This window comes from Thiofractor thiocamini (genome assembly GCF_055384375.1).
In genome coordinates this window covers 307,978-329,849 of record NZ_AP042389.1, presented here as the reverse complement: position 1 = coordinate 329,849, position 21,872 = coordinate 307,978, and the positions used below count along the sequence as shown (strand labels likewise).

Here is a 21,872-nt window from a genome sequence, read left to right as displayed (position 1 = left end):
ATTTTTCTTAAAATTAGCAACTACCAGTCAAGAGATTGTATTCTTCCTGCTTTTAAAGGAAACAGAAAACTTTTATTTGAGTATAACCTGATAATCCCAAGGGCGGATTGTCTTTTGTAATTTTTTATAAACATTATGGTTTCGCCTTTGTTCGCAAATCTTGGAAAATAGTTTTTACCCGTTGCAGTCAACTGTCGTATATACTCGGTTTTTGTGGATATTAGATAAAGATTGAAACTGTTTTTACCAAATTCACTATCACCTTCACGCCTTGAAAAAACGAGATAATTTTCATACGAGCTAAATGAATTGTTGTTTTTGCCCTGATAAACCAACTGCTCAACAGGAGCATTCAATTGTAATCTTTTTGCAAAGATATTTGGATATCCAAGTCTATCGGATACAAATGCTATCCTTGTTTCATTATCTATAAAATGACCGCTTACATCTATACCCCTGAATTTTGTAAGTCTCTCTAATTTTTTGGTTTTCAAATCATACAGATAGATATCAGGCTGGTCGTTTGGCGCCATGGTAAGTATGAGTTTGCCACCGTCTTTGCTCACATCTGAACATACAAGCATTCCTTTGGAAGAAATTATCTTGTATCTTTTTCCTTTAATCAAATCCACTTTATACAAAACTGGAATTCTTCCATTGTATGAAGAGTAGTAAAATGCATTTTGCTCTTTATTCGCCCATTTTGGAAAGATATTTAATCCACCTGTAACTATGGTCTTTTGATAACTAAGTGTATAATCGGAAATTACTATATCACTTTTTTTCTTTCCTGTATATTTGGCAAAAACGACAAATCTCTGCATCCATTCGATCGAGGGAGCACCCAATTTGTCATTGATATCTATGATCATTTTATGAGCTAAAAACGGATATCTTTTTTTATTTGATATTTTATAAATATTTTGTACTATCACCGAACCGTTTTTGGCGTTTATGAGCTTCATATAACCCATAAGCATATTGTCACGATTTTCCAACTTGAATCGCGCGATAAGATCAGGCATTACATTGCTTTGAAAATTCTCTTTATAGTCGCCGTCATAAGAAGTTTTTATATATCTGTCATCAACTATGAAATTGGTGGAAATTTTCAAATCCCCAACTAACAGTTTAAGCATCTTTTTTTCTATAAATTTATCGGCAAATGAGTCACCGGTAGCGTCCTGAACAACGATCTTTGGAAGTTTATTGCCTTTTTTAACTATATCTATAGTTGCATCAAATGCCAACAAGCTTAAACAACTTATAAGTAAAACAACCAATATTTTTCTCACCCGCTTCTCCTTATTCGTCTTTAAAGTTTACTTTTATAGTTATAAAATCACCAAGTTTGTATGGTGGAAACTTTTCATCTTTCAAGCTTTCTAGAAAACTTTCCAACTTGGCATTGAACTCATTATTATATGAAAGTTCATCTATTTTGTAGCTGAAATTTCCAAACTTATCTATGGTCACAGTTACCTTTGCAACATTACCGGGAAGTGTTCCCGGAGTCTCTTGCCATTTCTCATCCAGCATATCGCTTATCTTTCCTATATACTCATTGTATTCACCGGATTTTTGACTTTTATGCTCGGAAGCAGCTTCGAGGGTCAGACTTTTTACTATGCTTGTCGCTGATTTTTGCTCATTTGGTATCTCTTGTGATATACTCTTTTTTACATATTTAGGAATTCTGCTGTTTTGGTTTGCTTTTTTTGTTAAATTTTGCTCTTTTTTTAGATATTTTTTTGTATCTATACCGCTAAATAAAGATTTTAACGATTTGGATTTCACTGTTTTTTTGGAAGATTTTTTTACTTTGGTTTTTGGTGCCTTTTTCTTAGCAACCTTTTTTTTCTTTGATATTTTCTTTTTAGGTCTACTTTTGGGGGTTTTACTTCTTCTTTTTATATTTTTCTTCTCTTTGATAGATATCTCAATGAAACTGTTTTTTTTAGTAGTATATTGTTTTGATTTTATTTCAGACTGAGCGATATATGAAAGTATAAACCACAATAATAGCACATACACAAGCAAGGAAACAAAGAGACCCAAAAAAAAGTATCTATCATTTTTTTCCATATTTACCCCTCGGTAACTAGGGAAACTTTTGAAAATCCTGCCTCTTTGACACTTTTTAATATATACATGATAGAGCCGTACTGCAGATCTTTATCCGCTCTTATGTATACGATCGTTTTTTTGGGGATTGATTTTGAAAAAAGTATGAAGCTGTCCGCAAAAGCGCTGTATTGGTACTGGTTTTTTCCTACATATACTTTTTTGTCTTTTGTTATCCTGATTTCAAGATCTGGTATCTTTCCAAGGGATTTTGTTTTTGAACCTTGTGGTAGTTTGATGTTTTCTTCATAAATAATTGCCGGAGTAGTTACCATGAGAATTGCAAGAAGCACAAGCATAATATCAACCAAAGGGGTGATATTCAAATCCGGTTTTTCATCCCAATCAATATACATCAATCCTCTGCATTGTTTTTTTCTAAATTATTAATAAGCAGTATCTTTTCTCTATCAACTACACTTAGATAGTCATATGCTTTTCTTTTCAGTATAATATAACCGCTATATGCCGGAATAGCCACAAGAATACCGCCTGCTGTTGCAACCAGTGCTTCGCTGATCGCCGGAGCTATGACATTCAAAGATGCACTGGTTGCACCTCCAAGCTTTGAAAATGTTTCAAGAATTCCAACAACAGTACCAAAAAGTCCTATAAAAGGTGAGGTTGAAGATATCACAGAAAGTATTGAAAGATATGCTGTTGAATTCTTTTGGGCAACATTTACACAAACTTCGAAGATTTTACTATTGCCTTTGTATCCGGTAGTGCATTTTCGCAAAATCGAATCAGCCCGTACCGTAGTAGCACCCATAAGCATGCTCTCTAAAGAAGATTCTTCTTTTTTTATAAGTGCGTTAATATAAAGATATCTGTAGATTATAACCCAAATGGTAATAAGAAAATACAAAGATAACCACAGCAAAACGGCTATGGTTATCTCGCTACTTCTTGATAAGTAATTTAAAAAGAGATCTATTAAATTCATAAATTATGATTTTTTTATATTTTTGACACGAGACAATACACTCTCTGTAACATAAGGATCACTTTTGATGCTCTCCAGCAAATCTTCAATTTTCTTGAGAGAATCGGCTATTTCACTCTCACTCTCATCTCCACCGACATATACCGCACCTTCAGCTAGTATGTTGACCCCGCTTTCATCAACTTCGGCATATCCGCTGTTTATCGCAACCAGGTCATGCTTTCCATCTGTATTTTCTATATCAATGATACCGGTTTTTAAAAGAGTAAGTACAGATGCATGGCCTGGCAATACACCAAATTCACCTTCACTGCCGGGAAGCGTAATGCTTTTAACATCTCCTTTAAATATAGGACCTTTGGGGGTAACTATCTCAAGTTTTAATGTATCCATAAACTTTTCCTTATAAAAAAACAGTTAGCCCAGGACTAACTGTTTTTCATTTTTTCAGCTTTCTCTATAGCCTCTTCAATGTTACCAACCATATAAAATGCATTTTCAGGCAAGTGATCATATTTTCCTTCAAGTATTCCTTTGAAACCGGCAATTGTTTCTTCAAGAGTTACGTATTTACCTGGACTTCCAGTGAAAACTTCTGCAACAAAGAAAGGTTGAGAAAGGAATTTTTCAATTTTTCTTGCTCTTTCAACGATTTGTTTATCCTCTTCACTTAGTTCATCCATACCAAGTATCGCGATGATATCTTGAAGATCTTTATATTTTTGAAGAACGGCTTGAACCCCTCTTGCAACTTTATAGTGCTCTTCTCCTACGATACCGGGATCTAAAAGTCTTGAAGTACTATCAAGCGGATCAACCGCAGGATATATACCTTTTTCAGCTATGCTTCTATTTAAAACGGTCGTTGCATCCAAGTGAGCAAAAACAGTTGCAGGAGCAGGGTCAGTCAAGTCATCTGCCGGAACATATACAGCTTGAACAGATGTGATAGAACCTTTTTTAGTTGATGTGATTCTCTCTTGAAGTCTTCCCATTTCACTCGCAAGTGTAGGTTGATAACCAACCGCACTTGGAATCCTTCCAAGAAGTGCTGACATTTCAGATCCGCTTTGAGCAAATCTAAAGATATTGTCTATAAACATCAAAACATCAAGACCCATTTCGTCTCTGAAATATTCAGCCATTGTAAGACCTGTCAAAGCGATTCTGTTTCTTGCTCCCGGAGGCTCGTTCATCTGACCGTAGCACAAGGCGACTTTGTCAAGCACGTTCGATTCTTTCATCTCGTTGTAAAGGTCATTTCCCTCTCTTGTTCTTTCACCGACACCGGCAAACACTGAGTAACCGCTATGTTTGAACGCAACATTGTGGATAAGCTCCATAATGATAACAGTTTTACCGACACCGGCACCACCAAATAGACCTATCTTTCCACCTTTGGCATAAGGAGCCAGCAAATCCGCGACTTTTATACCTGTTTCAAAAATCTCGCTTTTAGTACTTTGATCTTCAAAAGGCGGAGGATCTCTATGGATTGACCAGTGATTTTTAGCAACTACAGGTTCACCATTGTCAACAACATCACCGATAACATTGAAAATTCTTCCTAGAACTTCTTCTCCGACAGGAACTTTGATAGGTGATCCAAGAGCCTTTACTTTTAAACCTCTTACCAAACCTTCACTCATATCCATCGCAATGGTTCTTACCGTGTTGTCACCCAAATGTGCGGCAACTTCCAAGATAAGTTTGTGAGTTTTTCCCTCAACTTCATATACCACTTCCAGAGCGTCATTGATCTCAGGCAATTTGCCTTCAAAATTAACATCAATGACAGGCCCCAAAATCTGGCTTATAACTCCATCCATTAATTTATCTCCTTACTTAATTACTTATATAACTTTTTATTTCTGTGCTTCAACGCCACTAATGATCTCTATCAACTCTGTTGTTATAGCACTTTGTCTTGCCTTGTTGTACTCCAAAGTCAACTCCTGAACCCTTTCGTTAGCATTATTTGTTGCATTATCCATAGCCTGCATCCTGGCACTATGCTCGGCAGCCAAAGAATCAATCAGCGCATAATACATATTGTACTCAAAGTACATTTTAAGCAAATTTTCCAAAAGTTCAGTGTTGTCTTCGGGCTCAACCTCGATCATGGAAGTCGAGACATCCTTGGGAGGATCGAAAGTCTTTACCGGTACGATTGTATTGACCCTCAACTCTTGAGATATCATATTTTTATAGCCGTTATGTATGACTATGACTCTGTCTGTTTTATTTTCCAAAAAGTCTTCAATTGACTCGTTTATGATATCAGCTGCGATTTTAGGTGTAGGGGCGGAACTGACCCCGACTTTTTGATCATATAGCTCAACACCTTTAAAGTTAAAGTATCCTATACCTTTCTTACCGATCGCTTTCAATCTTACTTTTGTCTTTTTTGCACCATACTCTTCAAGCAGTTTGTTGACGGCTTTTATGGTTTGGATATTAAAGCCTCCGCAAAGTCCTTTGTCGGCTGTTACAAAAATGATATCCACTACTTTCGGATTGTCATTTATATCAAAAAATTTACTCTTTATCCCACCTACTCGGTACTTGTTGATTTTGTGGGAAATTTCAGACAAAACTTCATTTATCTTGATAGCGTAAGCTTGGGACTGTTCTGCCGCAAGTTTAGCTTTCATTAACTTTGCGGTAGAAACAAGCTTCATAGCCCTGGTAGTTTTTTGGGTATTTTTAACGCTACCAATTTTTCTTTTTATATCTTTTAGATTTGCCATTTTATAACCTTACTTTACTTCAAAAGTTGCTTTAAACTCATCCAGTATCTTATTTAATTGTGCTTTTATCTCGTCATCGATTTTTTGTTTTGTTCTGATATCCTCAAAAATCGAAGGATATTTTGCCTCAATGAATGGATACAATTCAGCTTCAAACTTTGTAACATTTTCAGCTTCTATATCATCAAGATATCCGTTGGCTCCGGCATATATGATAACGACTTGTTTTTCAACAGGAAGCGGAGAATAAGGTGGCTGCTTAAGAACTTCAACCATCCTCTGACCTCGTTCAAGTTGATTTCTGCTTGTTTCATCCAAATCACTTGCGAACTGGGCAAAAGCTTGAAGCTCTCTATACTGAGCAAGGTCAAGTCTCAATGTACCGGCAACTTGTTTGATAGCTTTTATCTGAGCAGCCCCACCGACTCTTGAAACAGAAAGTCCGACATTTATAGCAGGTCTTATACCTGAGTTAAAAAGATCGGTTTCCAAGAAAATCTGTCCGTCGGTTATAGAGATTACATTTGTCGGAATATAAGCTGAAACGTCACCTGCTTGAGTTTCAATGATAGGAAGAGCCGTCAAACTTCCGGCCCCTAGATCATCACTCAATTTTGCCGCTCTTTCAAGAAGTCTTGAGTGAAGATAAAACACATCACCCGGATACGCTTCCCTTCCAGGAGGTCTTCTTAAGATCAGTGACATTTCCCTGTAAGCAACCGCATGTTTACTCAAATCATCATAAATGATAAGAGCATGTCTAGAGTTGTCTCTAAAATATTCACCCATCGTTACACCGGCATATGGAGCTAAGTATTGAAGTGCCGCAGAGTCACTCGCACCTGCATTTACAACTATAGTATAATCCATTGCCCCGTACTCTTCAAGTTTTTTTACAACTTGTGCGACAGTTGACTGCTTTTGACCGATAGCAACATATATACAAGTAACATCCTGACCTTTTTGGTTGATGATGGTATCAACGGCAACTGTCGTTTTACCTGTTTGTCTATCACCGATGATAAGCTCTCTTTGACCTCTTCCGATAGGAACTAGTGCATCTATCGCTTTCAAACCGGTTTGCAAAGGCTCGTGGACTGATTTTCTAGCCATAATGCCGGGAGCTTTTTCTTCAACAAATCTATACTCTTCGGTTTCAATAGGTCCTTTTGAATCGATCGGTTCACCCAAAGGATTTACAACTCTTCCGACAACCGCATCGCCTACAGGAACTTTTAAAAGTCTTCCTTCTCTTTTAACCGATACACCTTCTCTGATGTCTTTACCGGAACCGAGTATTACTATACCTACGCTTGATTCTTCCAAGTTAAGAGCGATACCTTGTTCACCGTTTTCAAACTCGACCATTTCACCGGCCATTACGTTCTTGAGCCCGTAAACCTGTGCAATTCCGTCTGCTACGGAGATAACTTTTCCAGTCTCTTCAATATCCACACTCAATTCGAAATTATCAATTCTCTCTTTTATGATAGAGCTAATTTCGTCCGCTTTAATCTTTGAACTCACTTGAGCACTCCTTTAGTTTTTTATATTGCTTTTAGTATATGCTCAGTCATTTGAGCTTTTAATCTATCGATCGAAAAACTTATTTCGACACCTAAATCTTCGATTTCTATCTTAATACCGGGATAATCACTTTTTATACTTTCAAGTACAATAGTCGAATCAAATTTGCTGCTTAACTTTTCTTCGATGCTGTTTATACTTTTTTTATCGATCTGTGAATTACTTATGATTTGTCCTACAAATTTATTTTCTTTTATGGATAATTCATACCTTAGTTCATCGCAGATCGCAGGGATCAGATTCATCCTGTCATTTACTACTAGTATCTTGATAAAATTTTTAAATTTTTCATCGGACTCTTCTATGAGCGATACTACAAAATCAAATTTTTCGTTTTTTGAAATCGTCGGGGAAAGAAGTATGTTTTTCATCTTTTCCATAGAGTACGCGCTGTTTAAAACCTGCAAATCCTCATAATACTTTTTTACAGTTGGTTCATCAGCTGACTCGAACAGAGCTTTTACATATTTTTTGGCAATCGGAGGTATCATTTACGCAACCTTTTTCATAACGATATTGACAAGTTCACTGTTGTCAAAAGTTTGTAAGTTTTCTGCGAAAAGAGAGTTTACGGTTCCGGCAACGACAGTTTTCACCATCTTTCTTCTTTCTATTTCACATCTCTCTTCATGATATTTATCCAGAAGCTCCAACTCATTTTCCAATTCGTTCTTTATCTTTTGAGTTATAAGCTCAGCTTCATTTTTTGCATCTTCAACTATACTTTTAGCAAGTAGCTTGGAATCTTCAAGTTTTTTCAAAGCCTCTGCTTTGGCCTTTTTTGACTCTTCAACTTTATCTTGTATAGATTTTAGGGTGTCAACTATCTCTTCTCTTCTTCCTTTGAAAAAGTTCTTCAAAGGTCCTGCCACATATCTGTAAAGTATGGCAGCAAAAATCAAAAAGTTGATAGTTCTGGGTATTATATCCGTACTTCCTTCACCGGCAAACAGTGCCAATGGAGAAAGCAGTAAAACTAATCTAAAGAACAATTTCATCTCCTTATATTTGACTGAGTTTCGTTTTTAAACTATCTTTAAAAACCGGCAGTTCATTTTTCAATTTGGAACTTAGTTCCTCTTTTTCCTGGTTCAGTTCTACCAAAAATCCCTCATAAGCTTTTTCAAGAACCGCTTTTTTAGCTTCTACTTTTTCATTATATTCAGTCCTGGCTTCATTGATAGCTTCCTCTCTTATCTTATGAGCCTCATTTTTTGCATGTTTTATCAAGCTTGCAGCCTCTTCTTCAAGATGAGAAACATTACTACTGTTCTTCTTGGCTTGCGCAAGATCGTTTTGGATGGATTCATCTCTCTCTCGCATAAATGCAAGTAACGGTTTGTAAAGCATCTTGTTCAATACTATGATCAAGAAGATAAATATAACCGCAACTAACAGCAGTAAACTAGGATTTAAATCCAACATGATCGCTCCTTGGTTTTTAAAAAATTCAGGTATTTTACCAAAAGTTTCTGTAAACTTTTATTAAATAAACTAAAAATTATTATTAATATTTGATGTTACACAAAATTTGTTCACGGTGCTAATTTTCCGTTTAAATTAGCAATGCTCACAAATCTTGTATAACATCAATTAATTCTTGATTCTATTTAAAAATTTTTCAACTTCATCATTCGATTTAAATTCTATGATTATTTTATTTTCTTTTTTCTTGGTATTTACGCCCATAGTTTTAAATACTTTAACAAGTTTGTCAAGGTTTTGGATTTTGTTTTTTGACGGTTTGACTGCTGTAGAACTTTTGTCTTGGTTTTTTATATTTTTTACAAGATTTTCTGTTTCTCTGACACTTAGTTTTTGCCCGATTATACTGTTTACTATGCTTTCTTCCGTTTTAGGGTCTAGTCCTACAAGTACTTTTGCGTGACCTTGTGAAATCTTTCCCTGCACAAGTAAATCTTTTGTTTTTTCACTTAAATTGATGAGCCTTAGAGTATTTGTTATCTGGGTTCTGCTTTTGTGGATGATATTGGATAGTTCATCATGTGTTATCTTATACTGCTCTATTAGTTCTTTATAGGCATTTGCTAACTCTATCGGATTTAAATTCTCTCTTTGGATATTTTCTATAAGAGCCAATTCCCGAAGATTTTCAGACTCTATATCGGCTACTATGGCTTTTATGTGGGTCAGGTTGGCTTTTTTTGAAGCTCTTAGTCTTCTCTCTCCGGCGATCAGCATATAGCCATCATCTTTTTTAACCACGATGATAGGTTGCAAGAGACCGTGTTTTTTTATAGACTCTGCAAGTTCATTTAAAGCACTTTCGTTAAAATAGGTTCTTGGTTGATAAATATTTGGGATGATTTCATCGACTTCTATCTCTCGTATGAGATTTGATTTGTCTTCTATATCGCTTCTGTATGCCTCTTCGACATCTTCTAAGATAGCTCCTATGCCTCTACCTAATGCTTTCTTGGTTTTAGCCATTTTATCCTGCCATTATGGAAGTAGCCAGATTTTGATATGCTTGTGAGCCTGTTGATTTTATATCATAGAGTATGATAGGCTTTCCAAAGCTTGGACTCTCTGCAAGTTTGATATTTCTCGGAACCACAACATATGATGAATTTTTCTTATCTTTGAACAATTTGTTTTTAAAGTGTTGCTTAAGATCTGCAAATACCTGTTTGGAGAGATTGTTTTGCGTACTGTACATCGTTGGAAGAAAACCTTTGATCTTCAGCTTGGGATTTATCGTTTTTTTGATAAGTTTTATAGTATTTAAAAGCTGTGCCAAGCCTTCAAGCGCAAAAAATTCACATTGTATGGGAATGATCACAGAGTTTGCGGCACTGAGTGCATTTATCGTTATACTTCCAAGAGCCGGAGGTGAGTCTATGATGATATAATCATACTGATCTTTTATCTCTTGGATTTTATTTTTAAGCACCAGCTCCCTACCATCACTCTCTTGATCATAAAACTCCTTTTCTATTCCGACCAAACCTATGTTGGACGGGGCTAGGAATAGAGTAGGAATCGATGTTTTTAAAATGATTTGTGAAAGTTTTTTACTGCCTATAAGTACATGGTATATATTGTATTCGTAGTCGTTTCTGTGAAAACCTAGTCCTGTAGTAGCATTTGACTGAGGGTCTGCATCTATGAGTAAAACTTTCTTTTCGGCAACCGCTAAAGATGCCGCCAGGTTGATTGCTGTAGTAGTTTTGCCTACACCGCCTTTTTGATTGGCAATAGCAATTATCTCTTTCACTCTTACATCTCCTTATCTTGTGCTAAAGACTTTTTTGTCATTTATCGATATTGAACCATCTTGGTTTAGTGTTGCATCCTTTAAAAGGACGATATCTCCGTCAAGATGAAAACAGAACTTTTTTGCTTTTTGAAATTCTATCTTATATTTGCTAAAAACTTGCTTCCATGAAATATTTTTTTTAATTTTTTTTACAAATTCCTCTATAAGCAGATTTCTATCTACATCTATATCGAGTGTACCAAATTCGCGGGGTGCGTATGTCAAATTCAGTCCAATGGAGCATACGATACTATCTCCGGTTTTTGCAGTAATGACACCACCTATTTTTTTTTCGTCAAGATAAAAATCATTTGGCCATTTCAGCCATATATTAGAGCCCTTTAAGGATAAAAGATCTTTTAATATATAAGCAAAATATATAGAAGTTGATTGAATTGGCAAATCTTTTGGCAAGTGTTTCATTTCTACACAAAACGATAAAAAAAGATTACCTTTTTTGCTTATCCACTCATTTCCTCTACTGCCGACTCCTCCACTTTGCTCATCAGTCACTACCATAACAGGAGGAGCAATATCCCCATTTTTTAAGGTATTTAAAAGATACTTATGAGTAGATTCAATCCTATCAAAATAAACTATCTCCATTCACTACTCACTACTCACCAATTTATCTCCGACTTTCAATCTCTTACCCATTATATACTCTTTTGCACTCATCTCTTTTTTTGAAGAAGGTTGCACTCTAAAAAGTTTTATCTTTCCTTTTTTGCATCCTATGATCAAGCTATCGTTTTCCATATCCATTATCTCTCCAGGATTATATGAATTTTTACTTTCAACCAGATTCATCTTCTTGATCTTCAAGCCATTTTTCAGATAAATCCCAGGCCATGGAGTAAAAGCACGATATTTTAGATATATATCGTAAGCGTTGTCAAGCTCTACTTCTCCGTCACGCCTTGTTATCTTTTTACTGTATGATGCCAAAGCTTTAAACTGTTTAACAGGCTTGATATTTTTATAGCTCCTTATGGTGCTTAGAGTCAATTTCGCAGCCGCTAAAGACAATTTGTCAAAAAGTTCACCGACAACCATATCTTTTTTTATATCAACATATACAAATCCAAGCATATCACCGGTATCAAGACCTTCATCCATAAGCATTGCCGTAACTCCACTTAGTTTATCATCATTTAGCAAAGCTGATTGTATAGGACTTGCTCCTCTGTATTTTGGAAGTAAGGAAGCATGAAGATTGATACATGGCGCAATATCTAGTATATTTTTGGGAAGTATCTGTCCGTAAGCTGCAACGATGATGAAATCGGGCTTTAGTTTTTCAATATGCTCTTTTACTTTTTCATCTTTTAGCGTTTTTGGCTGATATATGGGAGTATCATATCCATTGTCCGATAAAAATCTTTTTACATATGGGGGAGTAAGGATCTGCTTTCTGCCGACCGGTTTATCAGGCTGGGTAAAAACCGCTAAAACGTTTATATCCTCACTTTCAAGCAGTTCTTTCAGGATTACCCCCGCATAATCGGGTGTACCCATAAATATTATATTTTTTTTATCCAAATCAACTCCTTTATTTATGAGTCGTGAGTGTAAATATTTAAGTCTTCCGGCAAAAAAAGTGTCCCACTTTTGTGGATTCCCTCAAGCAGAAAACTTTTTGCGTCACTTAGATCAAAGCCGCCTGCCATGAACATTACCTTATCTCTTTTCAAAAGAAAGTCCGCAGCTTTGAGCTTGGTTGCTATACCACCTGTAGCAAAAAAATCATTTGGATTGACTTTGATGTTTGCTTCATCATTACTTATAGAGTGTACTACTTTTTTAAGTCTTGCATCTTCATTGGCTCTGGGGTCCTTGTCATAGTATCCGTCGATATCTGATAAAATTACCAACATATCCGCATCAAAATAGTAAGCTACATGAGCCGAGAGTCTGTCATTGTCACCAAAAACAAGCTCGTCAGTCGCAGTAGTATCGTTTTCGTTTATGATAGGAATGACTCTGTTGTTTAAGCATACTTCTATGGCATTTTTGGCAAATTCGGTTCTTTTTCTAGAGTCAAAGTCGCTGGCGGTAAGCAAAAACTGAGCTGTCAATTTGTCATATTTTTCAAACTTCTTTTGATACTCTCTCATCAAAAAAGGCTGCCCTACCGCAGCTATGGCTTGCCTGTTAGAAACTATACTCTTATCGAGCTTGATTTTGGAGTATCCTGCGGCAACCGCGCCTGAACTTACCACTATCACCTCATATCTATCATGCAAGCTAGAGATAAACTCGACCAGGTTCATCATCCGTTCTTTGGCAATTCTGTTGTGTTCACTCAAAACATGGCTTCCGACTTTGATAACGATTCGTTTCAGCTCAAGACTTTTCATCTTCTTCCTTGGATATCTTGGTATGCACTCCATCAAACAGGGCAAATTTCAAAGCGTTTATATTGATATTGGCTACTGAGGATATAGGTATTGCAAAAAGTGGCTTTGCAGTATCTATAGTAAAGTCATTTTGATTGTAAAAAAGATAATTATCATCAAAACCGTACTTGTTGACTTTACTTTTATCCAAATCAAACTCTTTAAAAAAAGATTGGATTTTTTCATTTATTTCTTCATTGGATAAAGTATCGATCTTTGTAAATGCTATAGCATACAAATTGTCACTCAATTTTTCGGAGTAAGTTTTAAGCTCATTTTTAAGTGCTTCATACTGCTCTTTCAACTCTCTGTAGTTTGAAACATCAAGCATAAAAAGCAAAAACTTCGTTCTTTCTATATGTTTTAAAAATTCAAGCCCCAATCCTTTTCCGTCACTTGCCCCTTCTATGATACCGGGAATATCAGCCATTACGAATGATTTATACTCATCCACATTGACAACACCGAGTTTTGGAGTAAGTGTGGTAAATTCATAATTGGCAATCTCGGGAGTTGCATTTGAAAGCCTGCTTATAAGAGTTGATTTTCCTACATTTGGAAATCCGACAAGTCCGACATCAGCTATAAGTTTAAGCTCAAGTCTTACATCTTTCTCGCTTCCGGGAAGTCCAGGTTGAGCGTAAGTTGGTCTTTGGTTGGTTGAACTTCTAAAGTGCCAGTTTCCAAGACCTCCTTTGCCACCTTTTAAAAATATGACCTCTTTACCTTCTTCGACCATATCAAGCAGAACCTCGCCTGTTTCATTATCGATTATCTGGGTGCCAGGTGGGACTTTTATAGTAATGGATTCCCCTTTTTTGCCATATTTTTTTCTACCCTCACCCGGTCGTCCGTTTTCGGCTTTTAGTACATTTTTTCCTCTAAGATGGGAAAGAGTATGGGTATTGTTATCTACTTTTATGATAACATCTCCTCCCATGCCTCCGTCTCCTCCGTCAGGTCCGCCTTTGATGACAAATTTTTCTCTTCTAAAAGAGACTGCTCCCGCTCCGCCTTTACCGGACTTGAGGATGAGCTTTACATTATCGGTAAACATTATTTTATTTTCCTTGAGATATCTAAATGATTATCTAATTTTGTTATGAATTATATCATAATCGAGAGAAGTTTAGGAGACTTTGAAAGCCTCCTAAGAGTTTTATTTATGCTGCGGGGTAAACTGAAACTTTTTTTCTGTGTTTGTCTTTTCTTTCAAATTTCACATAACCGTCGATCAAAGCAAAAAGAGTGTGATCTTTGCCCATTCCTACATTATTACCCGGATGAGTTGCCGTACCTCTTTGTCTTATGATGATATTGCCGGCTCTTACGAACTCACTTCCATATTTTTTAACACCTAAACGCCTTCCTGCACTGTCTCTATTATTTTGGGTACTACCCTGACCTTTTTTATGAGCCATTTCTTCTCCTTATGCTGAAATCTTTGTAACTTTTACGCGAGTATATTCTCTTCTAAAACCTTTTTTTAGCTTGCTGTCTTTTCTTCTTCTTTTTTTGAAGATAACAACTTTCTTGGCTTTTGCGTTAGTTACAACTTCGAGTGTTACTTTTGCTCCATCAACAAATGGAGTACCCACCTTAAACTCACCGTCATTGACAGCAAGTACTTCTTCTACCTCTATGGTATCTTTTGGCTGAGCGTCAAGCTTGTCGAGATTTAAAAAATCTCCCTCTTGAACTTTGTATTGCTTCCCACCATTTTTTATAATAGCGTACATCAGCTATTCCTTATACAAGTATTTAGTCCATAAGACTATGAGGGCGAAGTATATCGTAAATAGTTTTAAAAGTTGATTAAAATAATATAAGTGGATAGAACTATCCAAAATTGGTAGTAAAAAGCTTGACTTGGCTCATTAGCTTTTACATGCTACCATAAACATAGTTATATCGTCACTCTGCTGGGCGCCTTGACAAAAGTTTGATATTTTTTGGCTTACTGTTTTTAGTACCGTTGATGCCTCTACCCCTGCAGCTTCCTTAAGGGTTTCTTCTATGCGTTTTTCTCCAAATTGTTCATCATTTATAGAAAAAGCTTCATTTACACCATCGGTATATAGGAAAAGCTTTTCTCCTTTTTGTAGCTTTAAAGTAAAATCTGTATATTTTATATCTTCCATAGCTCCTACTATAGGATCATTTTTGCTTTTGATTTGTATAGGTTTTTTTATTTTTGAAAAAAGATAGGGTTTTGTATGTCCAGCATTGACATAAGAGATTTCACTAGTTTTTAAGTCTATGATCGCCAAAAACATTGTAACAAACATACCGGTTTCATTATTGAGACAAAGTGCATTGTTTACTTTTTCAACTATTTGCGAAGGGGTTAAATCTTTTGAACTGTATGCTCTTATATAGCTTATACTAACTGCCATAAACAAAGCAGCAGGAACACCTTTGCCTGATACATCAGCTACAACGAAGCAAAGCTTGTTATCTCCCAAATGAAAAAAATCATAAAAATCGCCTCCGACTGCTTTTGCGGGTTTTAAAGAAGCATACAAATCTATACTATACTCATCTTTGCACTCTTGTGCTTTTGGAAGCATATCCATTTGAATTTTTGTGGCTATTGAGAGTTCACTTTTTATCTTTTCCTCTTTTTGGGTTGCGGTTTTTATGTTTGATATATACTCTTTTATTCTATCTTGCATTTTACTTACAGCTACAAAGAGTTGATATACTTCATCTTTTGTTTTTGGTTTTTGTATATGTTTATCAAAATTACCGTTTGAGATTTCATCCGTGATTTTTATAATCTCTTTTAATGGTTTTGTTATCCTTTTACTGACTGTATATATAGCAACAGCGAGTATCAATATGCCAAAAAAAGCTAAAAATATAGAAAGCATTGTAATTTTGTATAAAGAGTTAAATAATTCATTTGCAGGTATAACTATACCAAGTGTCCAACCTGTACTTTGTATCTTTGCATAGTAAGTCCAGCGGTTTTTTTCTTTAATGATTTGATTATATTTTATCTTATTTGTATATTTTTTCATGATTAATTTACTATCGGGATGTACCAAAATTATATTTGTTTGCGAAAGCAAAAAAGCATATCCTGTATGTAAAATATGGATAGAATTTATGATTTCTTTTAATTTTTTCAAAGCCAAATCAATAGTAACAACACCCGCAAATTTTCCATCTTGAAATATAGGATTGGAGTATGTTGCCATCAGAGTTTCTCCTCCACCTTCATCAAAATATGGCTCACTCCATTTGGCAATTTTATCTTTTTTTACATTCAAATACCATGGCTGAATAGGATAATTATATTTTTGTGTTGCTAAGTTTGTATATATGATATGGGAATCTTTTTTGTAAAAATATGGGCAAAATTGTCTATCATACACAACTCCAGGCTCCATTGCCAAAGCCATGCCGTATAAGTCAGGGTTGCTTTTTAAAATTTTGGTTAAAATTGCAGTTATACTGCTTTGCTTTAAGCCTTCTCTTTCCAGCATATTTTTTGCTTTTCTTGAAGATTTAATGGCTCTAAAGAGTATTTTATCGATTTTGTTTTGGCTTTTGATGATTTCAAGCTTGGCTTTATCGTTGGCACTAAGTAGTAATTGGTGTTTTATAAAGATATAATTAACCCCTATAATGCAGATCAATATCAAGATAGATATAGCCGCACTCCACAGAGCAAACCTTGTTGAAATACTTTGTTTCACAATATAACTCTCAATATATTGTACCCATCTTTATAATCATAAATCAACTCTTTAGAATATTTTTTAATCATAAATATCCCAAGTCCCCCAAGTTGAACTTCTTCTATATCTGTTGTTAAGTCAGGATCACTTTTGTCAAGAGGATTAAATTTTTTTGCATTATCTTTAAACAGTAAAATGATATGATTTGTATCATTTAAATCAAAGCAAAACTCTATATCTTTATCTCTGTTTTCAAAGTTGGTATGTCTTATCTGATTTGTGATAACTTCTTCACAGATCAACATGATTTTGTATCTTAAGGTACTATCTAAATTTGCTATATATTGCTCTATTTTGTCAAATATTTTTGCTATGTCATTTGGGTTTATCTGCAAACATTTCATAAAGAGTTTATCGCATCATCTTTTGTATCAAATGTTTTGATAAATCTATCAAATCCTGATAGTGTAAATACATCATTTACCATTTCATTCATACCGCAAACCGCGTATTTGATGTCTGCATTTTTTGCTTTTTTAGCACCGGCTAATAGTGCTTGAAGACCGGAGCTTGAAAGAAAAGATACGGCGCTTAAATCTATGATGCAACCTTTTGGACTTTTATCCAGTATGGCAAACAACTCTTTGCTAAACTCCGGAGCACTTACCGTGTCAAGTTTTCCGCTTGGTGATACAATAGTAAAATCTTGTTCATTTGTAGTCATTTTATTCTCCTGATTGATTTGGATCTGATTTTTGAATATAACTTTTAAGTTCTTCTGCCATTTGAGTAAGAACAGTGATAGCATCATAATCAAATTTAATATTGTTTACATATTCCATAACAAGTGTGTGATTGTGATGATAGTATGGAAAAATACCGACAAAGAAGTATCCCATTTTTTCAAACTCTTCTATGTTGTCTATGACATTTTTATCTTCTAAGTCTATATACAAGTATATTATATCTACTTTTGCGATACATAGTTTTTTAGTTATTATAGACATTTGCTCTATTATATCATTTCCCGCAACTTTTAAAATTATCTCTGCACTGTTTAGAGATGGTGTAATATGATGAACAAATTCACTTTGTTGAGATATAGTTTTTACTTCATCTTTGTTTTGTTTCACTTTTATGCCCAAATTTTTATATAGTTTTTTAATCATTTTTTTATGTTTTTTAGGTAGATAAAGTTTTACTTCTTTTATCTCTCTTAATAGTTTAAAATTGATAACAGTGGACTCTCTTTGGGAGGGCTTGCCATCTGTATCTCTAAATGATACATTGGTATCAATATATCCTACAAGTATTGCTATATCACAAAAGCCATGATTCTTCCAAATTTGTTGTGTAGCTTTATAATTGGCAAGAGAGTGTGAAAATACTCCGTAATATATTGAACTTTCTGCTCTTTGCATAATGGTATCAATAAGTTTTGGCATAATATCATCTTCTTTAAAAAAGGAGTTGATTGTAGTCATACCCAGTTCTGTAATCTTTAAACCCTTGTATGGTCTTAGCAAGGATATGTGTCCGATAATATTATTTTTATTTGATACCGCAACAATACTTACCATGGAAACACTTTTTAAAAGATCCTCAAGTCTATCTGGATAATATACAACATCATTTGGATAAGTATAGCCATAAGTGCCATGAAAAAGTTTTGATATAGATATAGCATCATTTGGCTTGGATAATCTTATACTCTCAAAGTGTTCATCTTTATCTGTAGAAGTTGTTTTTTTCTTTTTTACTTCATCTATTTTGCTATCTTGAGAATATATACTCATTTTTATCATACGCCCCTTGCTTCCAAGGTTTTCATAAGTATAACTATCTACTATCTTATGTATGACAAAATCACTGACTGCCGTAATATCATCACTGTTTTTACTTGTAATATCATCAAAAGACAAATTTTCTACCAATTCATCGATATTATGGGGTACATGTACAAATGGATTTTTAGAGATTCCATGATCTTTTATGATAACTTCTATACCGGAAGGAATAGCACTTATATCTATCTGTATTATTTCTTCACTGCCTGAATCAAAGCAAAATGATATACTATTTGTCAAACTCTCTTCTAAAGCATAACAAATCCTGTTTCTCTCTTTTTTGTTTAGATTGAGTTTTTTTGATATGACTTTAAGATACTCCACCACACCATCAATATAGTCTAAATCATTATATATCTTAATACTGCTATTTTTGTACATGCTTAATCCCTTCAACTCTAAATTATGCTTATCTCTAATTATTAATATATTTTTTAAGCTATTATAACATAAAATATAAAAATTATGCTATAATTGTGATAATTATTTAAGGAGTCGTTATGACTACTCTAATCATTCCAAATGATACTACTTATCTTCCTATATTACAATCTTTTATTTTAGAAAATGCCAAATTAAAAAAACTTGATGAAAAATTATCTTCAAAGTTGCAGTTAGTGTGTGAAGAAGCTTTTATTTATGTCCTTAAAAATTCTTTTGAAGAGGGTGAAAAAGCTTTTGTAAAAGTTGTAGTAGAGATAACAAATTCTCTTTTTATTCTATCATTTTTTGATAAAGGATTGCCTTTTGATGCTTCTTTGTCAAAAGAGTATAAGATAGAAAATTATACAGTTCAAGAGTTGGAACTGTTTTTGATAAAAAAATATAGTGACAATGTAGAGTGGATAAACCATGGAAGCAGAGGAAAAGAGTTTAGACTTACATTTGAAATTCAAAGTCAAGATATATTTGAAATCATAAAAAATGAAAAAGAAGAAGCAAATAGTGATATAGCATTTGATTCCAAAGATATTATTATCAGAGCTTTTGCAAAAAGCGATGCTATAAAAATATCAAGAATCATTTATAGAGCTTACGGTTACACTTATCCAAATGAAGATATGTATTATCCGGAAAAGATTATCAATTTAAACCAAAGCGGAGAATTGATAAGTGTCGTGGCGTACGATGAAAAACAAGATGAAGTTGTAGGGCATTATGCGCTTGAAAGACCTGGTCTTGGAATGGTTGTGGAGAGTGGTCAGGCAGTAGTTTCACCAAAATGCAGAGGTTTTGGCTTGATGAAAAAGATGAGAAATCTTTTGGAAAATATAGCAAAAGAGTTAAATCTTGAAGGTATTATATCTCAACCTGTTACTTCTCATACCTTTTCTCAACAGGTAAATGAAAGTTTTGGCTCATCTCCTTGTGGATTTTCATTTGGTTTAGTGCCTAAAAAATTGAGCTTTAAACAAATCAATCAAACACTATCTCAAAGAGAGAGTTGTATGCTCTATTTTAAAGCATTAAGACAAAGAGAAAGAAATTTATACTTTCCCAAAAAACACTCACATATTTTGGATACCATTTATCAAAATATAAATTTAAAATATTCTAAAGCAAATCTTGATAAAAGCAATGATGATAGTATCGTTACATCAAGTTATTCTCCTACTTGGGGGATAGGAGTGATAAATGTAGAAGCTATAGGAAAAGATAATTTTACCCACATCAAAGAAGCATTTTACAATCTTCTTTTTAGTTTAAAAGCAGAAGTTATATTTTTAAATATTACACTTGAGGATTCATATATAAATGATTTGGTTGAAAATATTGAAAAAGAAAAGTTTTTCTTTGCCGGAATACACCCCTCTCTTTTAAACAATAAAGATGCTATAAGATTTGAATATTTAAACGGGACTATTGATGATAAAAAGATAAAAATATACTCCAACAAGGCAAAAGAATTGTTCGAGTATGTGTTAAAAGAAAAAGAAAAAGTTTTATTGTGATAAGTTTATTGAGGCGATATCCTCTGTTTTTTAGATTTTTGATAGCTACCGTTGCATCAGAATTGGCTTCAAGAATGCATTCACTGATTTTGATTTGGATAGTTTACAAAATGAGTAATTCAGCTCTTATTGTTGGCTTGACAATGATTTCAGCTTCACTTCCTTCGGTTTTAATTTCTCCCTTTGCAGGAAGCTTGATAGATAGACATGATAAAATTACTATAATGTATATAGCCGATTTTATAAGGATGGGCGTCATGGCACTGTTTGTATATTTATCTTATACAAATGCTTTATCCATCTCCCTCTTGATAGCAGGTACCGTTGTCATATCCGTTGCATCAGCTTTTTTTAACCCCGCGTCCATGTCTATTTTACCGCAATTTGTAGATAAGAGTGATGTTACGCAGGCAAATGCTATAGGTCAGATAAGTTCAAGTATTAGCTCTATTGCCGGTCCACTTTTTGGTTCAACGTTGATAGCAACCATTGGTGTAACAAATGCTTTTTTGGGTGCCGGATTATTTTTTTTAATTTCGGTTATTTTTCTTTTTGGCTTACAGGATGTCAGTGTAAAAATGAGTATTTTACAAACTTCACTCTGGCAGGATATAAAGGGTAGTTTTGGCTTGATTAAAAAGTATGATATAGTTTATAAAATGATAACCAAGATGGCTGTTGTTAACTTTTTTTTCTCTTCACTTGTGATCATAGCCCCTATCATTACCAAAGGAGACGCACAACATATCGCTTATCTTATGAGTTCTATGGGTGCCGGTATGCTTTTTAGTTCACTCTTTTTCTCTTCAAGCAAATTGACAATCAAACCGTCAACTTTTCTCTCTTTTTGTCTTGTATTGATGGGACTTTCTTTTATACTTTTATCATTTGCGGTAAATATATATTTGCAAAATTTGTATATGTTTATCATAGGTATTACTCTAAATGCTTTTAACATTATATTAACCTCCATCTATCAGATAAAACTTCCACAGGAAAACTTAGGTAAGATTATGGCATTTATCATTGCTATTTCTTTATCTCTGCAGCCGATAAGTTATGGTGTAATGGGTGTGTTAATCGAGTATTCAAGTGTAATGGTAGTATTAATTGCAAGCGGAGGAACTATCATGCTTGCCTCTTTTGGGGTTTATAGATTAAAAAAATTAAATAACTGATGTTATGCAGAATTTGTGAGCATTGCTAATTTAAACGGAAAATTAGCGTTAAGAAAACCACACTTAACCCGAAGGGCGCTTGTCGTTTGTGGTTTTTAGCTAATTTGGAGTGTCCCGCAGGGG

25 protein-coding genes are annotated in these 21,872 nt (G+C 34.5%); 2 read left to right on the top strand and 23 right to left on the bottom strand.

Annotated features, from left to right (window positions below):
- Positions 1–20: 20 nt before the first annotated feature.
- From tolB to ACZ47B_RS01545, 23 genes are all read right to left on the bottom strand, one after another.
- Entirely contained in the window at positions 21–1,295 is a 1,275-nt protein-coding gene (gene tolB / locus ACZ47B_RS01655; protein ID WP_464894940.1) for a Tol-Pal system protein TolB, read from the bottom strand.
- Positions 1,296–1,305: 10 nt separating this feature from the next.
- The gene (locus ACZ47B_RS01650; RefSeq protein ID WP_464894939.1) at positions 1,306–2,085 is read right to left on the bottom strand and encodes a TonB C-terminal domain-containing protein; all 780 of its coding nucleotides are present in this window, start codon (positions 2,083–2,085) and stop codon (positions 1,306–1,308) included.
- A 2-nt stretch (positions 2,086–2,087) separates the two neighbouring features.
- Entirely contained in the window at positions 2,088–2,480 is a 393-nt protein-coding gene (locus tag ACZ47B_RS01645) for a biopolymer transporter ExbD (protein ID WP_464894938.1), read from the bottom strand.
- Positions 2,480–3,070 (bottom strand): MotA/TolQ/ExbB proton channel family protein, encoded by a 591-nt coding sequence (locus ACZ47B_RS01640; RefSeq protein WP_464894937.1) that lies wholly within the window; start codon positions 3,068–3,070, stop codon positions 2,480–2,482. Before ACZ47B_RS01640 ends, ACZ47B_RS01645 begins: the two co-directional genes overlap by 1 nt.
- A 3-nt stretch (positions 3,071–3,073) precedes the next feature.
- Positions 3,074–3,463 (bottom strand): ATP synthase F1 subunit epsilon, encoded by a 390-nt coding sequence (gene atpC / locus ACZ47B_RS01635; RefSeq protein WP_464894936.1) that lies wholly within the window; start codon positions 3,461–3,463, stop codon positions 3,074–3,076.
- Between the two features lie 35 nt (positions 3,464–3,498).
- Entirely contained in the window at positions 3,499–4,899 is a 1,401-nt protein-coding gene (atpD, locus tag ACZ47B_RS01630) for a F0F1 ATP synthase subunit beta (protein ID WP_464894935.1), read from the bottom strand.
- A gap of 36 nt (positions 4,900–4,935) precedes the next feature.
- Positions 4,936–5,820 (bottom strand): ATP synthase F1 subunit gamma, encoded by an 885-nt coding sequence (gene atpG / locus ACZ47B_RS01625; protein WP_464894934.1) that lies wholly within the window; start codon positions 5,818–5,820, stop codon positions 4,936–4,938.
- A 9-nt stretch (positions 5,821–5,829) separates the two neighbouring features.
- A complete protein-coding gene (gene atpA / locus ACZ47B_RS01620) occupies positions 5,830–7,347 on the bottom strand; it encodes a F0F1 ATP synthase subunit alpha (RefSeq protein ID WP_464894933.1) in 1,518 nt (505 codons plus the stop codon).
- Between the two features lie 20 nt (positions 7,348–7,367).
- Entirely contained in the window at positions 7,368–7,898 is a 531-nt protein-coding gene (locus tag ACZ47B_RS01615; RefSeq protein ID WP_464894932.1) for a F0F1 ATP synthase subunit delta, read from the bottom strand.
- Positions 7,899–8,399, bottom strand: a complete 501-nt coding sequence (locus ACZ47B_RS01610; RefSeq protein WP_464894931.1) for a F0F1 ATP synthase subunit B — start codon at positions 8,397–8,399, stop codon at positions 7,899–7,901.
- 10 nt (positions 8,400–8,409) lie between these two features.
- A complete protein-coding gene (locus tag ACZ47B_RS01605) occupies positions 8,410–8,832 on the bottom strand; it encodes a F0F1 ATP synthase subunit B family protein (RefSeq protein ID WP_464894930.1) in 423 nt (140 codons plus the stop codon).
- 168 nt (positions 8,833–9,000) lie between these two features.
- On the bottom strand, positions 9,001–9,858 hold the full coding sequence (locus tag ACZ47B_RS01600) for a ParB/RepB/Spo0J family partition protein (RefSeq protein ID WP_464894929.1): 858 nt from the start codon (positions 9,856–9,858) through the stop codon (positions 9,001–9,003).
- A 1-nt stretch (position 9,859) separates the two neighbouring features.
- On the bottom strand, positions 9,860–10,645 hold the full coding sequence (locus ACZ47B_RS01595; RefSeq protein WP_464894928.1) for a ParA family protein: 786 nt from the start codon (positions 10,643–10,645) through the stop codon (positions 9,860–9,862).
- 12 nt (positions 10,646–10,657) lie between these two features.
- A complete protein-coding gene (locus ACZ47B_RS01590; protein ID WP_464894927.1) occupies positions 10,658–11,293 on the bottom strand; it encodes a biotin--[acetyl-CoA-carboxylase] ligase in 636 nt (211 codons plus the stop codon).
- A gap of 3 nt (positions 11,294–11,296) precedes the next feature.
- A complete protein-coding gene (gene fmt, locus ACZ47B_RS01585) occupies positions 11,297–12,205 on the bottom strand; it encodes a methionyl-tRNA formyltransferase (RefSeq protein ID WP_464895742.1) in 909 nt (302 codons plus the stop codon).
- Between the two features lie 38 nt (positions 12,206–12,243).
- A complete protein-coding gene (gene proB, locus ACZ47B_RS01580) occupies positions 12,244–13,032 on the bottom strand; it encodes a glutamate 5-kinase (protein WP_464895741.1) in 789 nt (262 codons plus the stop codon).
- A 1-nt stretch (position 13,033) separates the two neighbouring features.
- Positions 13,034–14,143 (bottom strand): GTPase ObgE, encoded by a 1,110-nt coding sequence (gene obgE, locus ACZ47B_RS01575; RefSeq protein WP_464894926.1) that lies wholly within the window; start codon positions 14,141–14,143, stop codon positions 13,034–13,036.
- 106 nt (positions 14,144–14,249) lie between these two features.
- The gene (gene rpmA / locus ACZ47B_RS01570; RefSeq protein WP_464894925.1) at positions 14,250–14,507 is read right to left on the bottom strand and encodes a 50S ribosomal protein L27; all 258 of its coding nucleotides are present in this window, start codon (positions 14,505–14,507) and stop codon (positions 14,250–14,252) included.
- A 9-nt stretch (positions 14,508–14,516) separates the two neighbouring features.
- Complete coding sequence (gene rplU / locus ACZ47B_RS01565; RefSeq protein ID WP_464894924.1) at positions 14,517–14,825, bottom strand: 50S ribosomal protein L21; 309 nt, start codon at positions 14,823–14,825, stop codon at positions 14,517–14,519.
- 138 nt (positions 14,826–14,963) lie between these two features.
- Positions 14,964–16,790: a SpoIIE family protein phosphatase gene (locus ACZ47B_RS01560; RefSeq protein WP_464894923.1), complete on the bottom strand. Its 1,827-nt coding sequence runs from the start codon at positions 16,788–16,790 to the stop codon at positions 14,964–14,966.
- Complete coding sequence (locus ACZ47B_RS01555; protein WP_464894922.1) at positions 16,787–17,176, bottom strand: ATP-binding protein; 390 nt, start codon at positions 17,174–17,176, stop codon at positions 16,787–16,789. Before ACZ47B_RS01555 ends, ACZ47B_RS01560 begins: the two co-directional genes overlap by 4 nt.
- Positions 17,173–17,496 carry an STAS domain-containing protein gene (locus ACZ47B_RS01550; protein WP_464894921.1) on the bottom strand — a complete coding sequence of 108 codons (324 nt, stop codon included), beginning with the start codon at positions 17,494–17,496 and terminating at the stop codon, positions 17,173–17,175. Before ACZ47B_RS01550 ends, ACZ47B_RS01555 begins: the two co-directional genes overlap by 4 nt.
- A 1-nt stretch (position 17,497) precedes the next feature.
- Positions 17,498–19,000 carry an ATP-binding protein gene (locus ACZ47B_RS01545; protein WP_464894920.1) on the bottom strand — a complete coding sequence of 501 codons (1,503 nt, stop codon included), beginning with the start codon at positions 18,998–19,000 and terminating at the stop codon, positions 17,498–17,500.
- A gap of 119 nt (positions 19,001–19,119) precedes the next feature.
- Between ACZ47B_RS01545 and ACZ47B_RS01540 the strand changes: the two genes are divergently transcribed.
- Positions 19,120–20,571, top strand: a complete 1,452-nt coding sequence (locus ACZ47B_RS01540) for a GNAT family N-acetyltransferase (protein WP_464894919.1) — start codon at positions 19,120–19,122, stop codon at positions 20,569–20,571.
- A complete protein-coding gene (locus tag ACZ47B_RS01535; protein ID WP_464894918.1) occupies positions 20,568–21,749 on the top strand; it encodes an MFS transporter in 1,182 nt (393 codons plus the stop codon). Before ACZ47B_RS01540 ends, ACZ47B_RS01535 begins: the two co-directional genes overlap by 4 nt.
- The last annotated feature ends 123 nt before the right edge of the window (positions 21,750–21,872 follow it).

Coding starts and splice junctions, on each gene's coding strand:
- ACZ47B_RS01650 (WP_464894939.1), bottom strand. CDS start 2,085: ATGGAAAAAAATGATAGATACTTTTTTTTGGGTCTCTTTGTTTCCTTG.
- ACZ47B_RS01645 (WP_464894938.1), bottom strand. CDS start 2,480: ATGTATATTGATTGGGATGAAAAACCGGATTTGAATATCACCCCTTTG.
- ACZ47B_RS01640 (WP_464894937.1), bottom strand. CDS start 3,070: ATGAATTTAATAGATCTCTTTTTAAATTACTTATCAAGAAGTAGCGAG.
- atpC (WP_464894936.1), bottom strand. CDS start 3,463: ATGGATACATTAAAACTTGAGATAGTTACCCCCAAAGGTCCTATATTT.
- atpD (WP_464894935.1), bottom strand. CDS start 4,899: ATGGATGGAGTTATAAGCCAGATTTTGGGGCCTGTCATTGATGTTAAT.
- atpG (WP_464894934.1), bottom strand. CDS start 5,820: ATGGCAAATCTAAAAGATATAAAAAGAAAAATTGGTAGCGTTAAAAAT.
- ACZ47B_RS01615 (WP_464894932.1), bottom strand. CDS start 7,898: ATGATACCTCCGATTGCCAAAAAATATGTAAAAGCTCTGTTCGAGTCA.
- ACZ47B_RS01605 (WP_464894930.1), bottom strand. CDS start 8,832: ATGTTGGATTTAAATCCTAGTTTACTGCTGTTAGTTGCGGTTATATTT.
- ACZ47B_RS01600 (WP_464894929.1), bottom strand. CDS start 9,858: ATGGCTAAAACCAAGAAAGCATTAGGTAGAGGCATAGGAGCTATCTTA.
- ACZ47B_RS01590 (WP_464894927.1), bottom strand. CDS start 11,293: ATGGAGATAGTTTATTTTGATAGGATTGAATCTACTCATAAGTATCTT.
- fmt (WP_464895742.1), bottom strand. CDS start 12,205: ATGGGTACACCCGATTATGCGGGGGTAATCCTGAAAGAACTGCTTGAA.
- obgE (WP_464894926.1), bottom strand. CDS start 14,143: ATGTTTACCGATAATGTAAAGCTCATCCTCAAGTCCGGTAAAGGCGGA.
- rpmA (WP_464894925.1), bottom strand. CDS start 14,507: ATGGCTCATAAAAAAGGTCAGGGTAGTACCCAAAATAATAGAGACAGT.
- rplU (WP_464894924.1), bottom strand. CDS start 14,825: ATGTACGCTATTATAAAAAATGGTGGGAAGCAATACAAAGTTCAAGAG.
- ACZ47B_RS01555 (WP_464894922.1), bottom strand. CDS start 17,176: ATGAAATGTTTGCAGATAAACCCAAATGACATAGCAAAAATATTTGAC.
- ACZ47B_RS01550 (WP_464894921.1), bottom strand. CDS start 17,496: ATGACTACAAATGAACAAGATTTTACTATTGTATCACCAAGCGGAAAA.
- ACZ47B_RS01545 (WP_464894920.1), bottom strand. CDS start 19,000: ATGTACAAAAATAGCAGTATTAAGATATATAATGATTTAGACTATATT.
- ACZ47B_RS01540 (WP_464894919.1), top strand. CDS start 19,120: ATGACTACTCTAATCATTCCAAATGATACTACTTATCTTCCTATATTA.